The organism is Arthrobacter sp. I3 (genome assembly GCF_000520575.1).
GTDB classification, from domain to species: Bacteria; Actinomycetota; Actinomycetes; order Actinomycetales; family Micrococcaceae; genus Arthrobacter; species Arthrobacter humicola_A.
Map to the genome: position 1 here is coordinate 1 of NZ_AZSB01000548.1, position 4198 is coordinate 4198.

Below are 4198 nucleotides of genomic sequence, written 5' to 3' on the forward strand. Positions count from 1 at the left end.
GCTCCCCCGCCGGAGGCGACGGCACCGACCATGGGCGTCACGAAGCGCATTAGTGCCGGCAAGGCGAACAGGGCGACGATCATCAGCGTGAAGCCCGTGATGGAGCCGATCAGGCCGTCCTTCCCGCTGTTGTGCCCCATGAGCAGGAATGCGACGGAGTAGACGATGGCTGCCGCTGGTTTGTAGAGGATGAAAGCGATGGTCCAGCCAACTGCTTTTTGGAACCACTGCCTCCCCATCTCGGTGTTCGTGAAGGCCGCGGTGGTGGGCAGGATGCCGGCCAGGATCACCAACATGCCGCTGCGGACCACCATCAAAACGATCTGGACGAGGGAGGCAATCAGACCGATCAATCCCAGAACGATGAGGATAAACACGCCGACACCCGATTGATTGGCCAGCACGAGAATATTCATCGACTCGGCAAAGCCCTTTCCGTCCGTGGAACGCTTGATGATGGCGGCAGAGAAAGCATCCGCGGCGATCACCAGAATTGAGATGACCCCCAGACCAAGGCCCGAGACAAGACACAGCGTGATCAGGGACCGGAGTAGATCTTTCAGCGGTGCTCCGCGTTGTTCCCAGATCATCCGGATACCGCCGAGAATGACGGCGAGGACCGCAAGCGTCAGAGTCCAGACCATCAATTCGCTGTTCACCATAGAAACGACGGGGCTCGGCGTTGCACCGTCGGTGCTGGCCAGGTTGACCGTGGGCATGGACGCCCAGAAAGTCGACAGAGTCGTCACCATCTGGCTCATGCCCTCCATGATGGCCTTCGCCATGTTGCCCATGGCGTCATCGGCGAGCCCTGAGACCCAGTTCCCGACTGCACATCCGGCATCAATGGGTCCACATGCTTTTTCTGCCACGTCAGGCTCCCGACCAGGCGATGAAGCCGCTCAGGTCTCGAAGTTGGGCTATTTCGTTGATCAATTGACCGGAATCGGCAATTGCCAGTTTCCAGTCCCCATCGGCCCATTGCAAAGGAAGGACCGCGTGCCCAAGCATCCCTTTGTCGGTCTGAAAGGCGAGGTCAACGTTTGCTGCGGAAGGTGAGTAACTCTTGATTACGAAGCCGCGAAATTGAACGGTTGTGTTCGACGTGGACTTTGACGAGGAGTCTGCCCTAGCGATATCCCGGCCCGGCCCGCGCATCAAGAGCTTGTCTGTTGCTTTCCGATTGAGGACAGGATCTCCAGAGGAGCCCAAAGCCAAGATGTTGGCGGCCGCATATAGGGCACCAGTTGGGGACTTCGCGAAGCATGATCTGAAGCCGTCTCCGTCTGTCACGCCCGGACCGAAGGTCTTGGGCTCGGTGGGTGCCGCCATTCTTCCTACAAGTTCCCACTTGGATTTAGGTGCTACCCCCAGCGCCGTTTCCGTGCTTGAGGGCAGTCCGCAGACGCTTTTGTCAGCGGCAGCGTGGGCGGTGGGGCTCGTTGTGGCTGAGCTGCTGGGCTCCGCCGTCCCGGGTGCCGGTTGCGCGTTCTCCTGTCCTTTGGGGAGCAGGAAGATGACGACGGATGCTGCAATCAGCGCGATCACCAGCGCGGCAGCAATGATGAAACCGGGTTTGGTGAACGGATTGCTTTCGGTGGTGCTCTCTGTTGGCTGGCTCATGCTGAACCTCCCGTTGATAGTGCTGGCTTAGACGAAGGCGCGGACGATGCCGGAGGCGCCGGTGATGATGATGCAGCCCATCAGGACCCAGCCGAGCTTGCCGATGGCTTGGGCTCCTTCGCCGCGCTGGAGCTGGATGACCATGCCGATGCCGACGATGATGACGCCCAGGACGCCGAGGACCAGGCCGATGCCGGAGGCCCAGTTCAGGATCGTGAGCAGGCCACCTGCCTGTGCCGGGACGACCGGGGTGGGGTTGGGGATAACGCTTCCGTCAAGTACAGCGAAGGGGTTCATGGTGAGACCTTTCAGTTGGTGGTGCCGGGTGTTGTGTCGGTAGCCAGGGCGGCCAAGTCGGTGATGAAGCGTTGGTAGTCGCGGGGCGGCGGCGTTGTGGAGTCCCCGTGCCGCCAGGCCTCGACCCAGGGCAGTGTCCAGAGCCGGGGCGCTCCCCCGCCGACGATGGCGGCGAAGTCACGCAAGGGTTTGGGAGTCTTCCCCGGTGCGTCCGCCAGGACGGCGAGGCCGAGCAGATTAAGCTCGGGTGCCGCGCCTGATGCCCACTGCGTCAGCGCGCTCTGTGCAGCTGTCAGCCCGCGCATGTCTGCACGGCAGGCCAGCAGCACCCGCGGTTTGCTGCCGTCCTGGAGGACTGGCCAGCAGTGATCGGTGACGCGCGCCCCTTCGAGAAGGTCAGCGATGCGGCTTTCCCCGGAACCCCCGTCCTGATACCCACTGGGTCAGGGCGCTCCGGGCCGCTGTCAGGCCCCGCATGTCTGCACGGCAGACCAGCAGCACCCGCGGCTTGCTGCCGTCCTGGAGGACGGGCCAGCAGTGACCGGTGACCCGCGCCCCGCCGATGAGGTCAGCGATGCGGCTTTCCCCGGAACCCCCGTGGGCGCCGGTGACCCACAGCGCTGCGGAGCCTGAGACCGTGCGGCGGGCCAGACGGTCTGCAGCGTCCGGTTCAATCACTCCCCTCAGCGGCGCTCTAATCACTGCCGCGGGCGGCAGGTGCGCGTCCTGTGCCTCCTCCTCCGCGTTGTCGGTGGCGGGGCTTGTGATCCAGGGGTTCAATGTCTGTTGCATGGTTGCCACCTTTCAGAGTCCGTTGGTGAGTGGTTCAGAAGCCGGCGGCGACGGCGGCCGCGGCCGCGAGCCATGCCCGCTGGGTGGCTGGCTGCAGGGCTTCATAGCGGATGGGGCCGTTGACCAGGGCCGGATCGTACGGGATCCGGACGACGGCGCGGACGAACGGGGTGAAGCCGTCGGCGATGCGCTGGGCCTCGTCCTTGGCCCGCTTCAGGGCATCCCCGCTCATGCTGCGTTTGGCGTCGGTGGATTCGGAGACGATCACGACGGCGTTGCGGGCCAGTTCCGCGTCATGGCCGCCCCGGGATTCCAGGGTCTGCAGCGTCAGTCGTGCGGCTTCGGAGCGCAGGACATCGAACAGCGCAGGACATCGAACTTGTCGGCGGTCTGGTGGTGGACGAACCTGGCGATTTCGGCCGCGTTGGTCGAGGGCGAGAGCAGGGTCTGGGAGGAGTCGATCAGGTCCAGGACGCTGCGGTCGTGGGAGCCTTTTTCCGTCCGCCATCCGAGGGTGCCCTGGGACTCGTTGTTATCCCACGCGACCGTGGCGGCCCCGCTGTAGCGGGCAAGGATGGCCGAGAGCATCACCACGGTGGGGGTCTTGTTCGCCCCGCCCTTGCGGTTCACTACCGCGATCGTGCGGGGGCCGGGCCAGTGCTGGCTGACGGTGCGGATGTCCTCGCGTTCGGCCATCTCCTCCGCCGAGGGATCCATCCGGAACCCCAGCCGTGTCAGGGTTCCGCGCCAGCCCTGCGTGGCCGGTTCCAGGACCGGGGCGCTGACCAGGAAGGAGGTCTCTTTCAGGCTTCGGTGCGAAGGGGCTTCCGCCGCGGCGGGGATGGGCGTCATCGTCGTTCCTTGCGTTGCTGAGGTTCCAAGGCGTGCCGTGGCCTCACCCTTGGGCGTGGTGTCGGCCGGTACGGCCTGGGGCCGGACTGGTTCGATCGGGGTCGTCTCGGTGAGCGCCCCCGCCACGGGCGCGGCGGTGGTCGTGGGGGCCTCGGCCCGGCGCCTGGCGGGCTTGGGCGTGTAGCTGACGGATTCCTTGCTGCCGTTGGGACTGACGATGAGTTCGCCGTGGCCTTCGGGGTCATCGATGGCTACCCGTACGGCCCGGTTCAGTGTCCGCGCTTCCCCGACCACGAGGGCCAGGGCGTTCTCGCGGAGCTGCTGCAGGGATCCGCCCGGCGTGACGGTGCGGGAGTTCCCTGCCACGACGACTTCGGCGGTGCCGTTGTCACGGACGATGGCCTTGATCTTGGGGAATGCCAATACTTCTGTCGGGTTGCGACCCATGGGCTTCTTCCTTTTCTCGAGCGGGGCGGTTGGGGTTAGTGGTCGTCCGGCGGGGTGAGCCGGTTGACCTTCCAGGTGGCGTCTTTGGAGGTGCGCAGCAGCTGGAGCCTGTAGTGGCCGATGTCGGTCGGGACCGTGACGGTGACGCCGTATCCGTTGGTTTCATCCACGGCCAGGGTCGCCGGCC

Annotated in this window: 4 protein-coding genes and 2 pseudogenes; all 6 read right to left on the bottom strand. The window is 64.9% G+C overall.

Features of this window, described 5'->3' with window-relative positions; translation table 11 throughout:
• Nucleotides 1-785 (bottom strand): annotated as a pseudogene (locus Y706_RS23195) (hypothetical protein); the annotation flags it as partial.
• An 88-nt stretch (nucleotides 786-873) separates the two neighbouring features.
• Complete coding sequence (locus tag Y706_RS27705; RefSeq protein WP_084475873.1) at nucleotides 874-1623, bottom strand: DUF8175 domain-containg protein; 750 nt, start codon at nucleotides 1621-1623, stop codon at nucleotides 874-876.
• 27 nt (nucleotides 1624-1650) lie between these two features.
• On the bottom strand, nucleotides 1651-1920 hold the full coding sequence (locus tag Y706_RS0102520; protein ID WP_028275338.1) for an integral membrane protein: 270 nt from the start codon (nucleotides 1918-1920) through the stop codon (nucleotides 1651-1653).
• An 11-nt stretch (nucleotides 1921-1931) separates the two neighbouring features.
• Nucleotides 1932-2324, bottom strand: a complete 393-nt coding sequence (locus tag Y706_RS23200) for a DUF6668 family protein (protein WP_043434313.1) — start codon at nucleotides 2322-2324, stop codon at nucleotides 1932-1934.
• Nucleotides 2317-2712 (bottom strand): hypothetical protein, encoded by a 396-nt coding sequence (locus Y706_RS23205; protein ID WP_028275339.1) that lies wholly within the window; start codon nucleotides 2710-2712, stop codon nucleotides 2317-2319. Before Y706_RS23205 ends, Y706_RS23200 begins: the two co-directional genes overlap by 8 nt.
• A gap of 34 nt (nucleotides 2713-2746) precedes the next feature.
• Nucleotides 2747-4011: pseudogene (locus Y706_RS23210) on the bottom strand (chromosome partitioning protein ParA).
• Nucleotides 4012-4198: the final 187 nt, after the last annotated feature.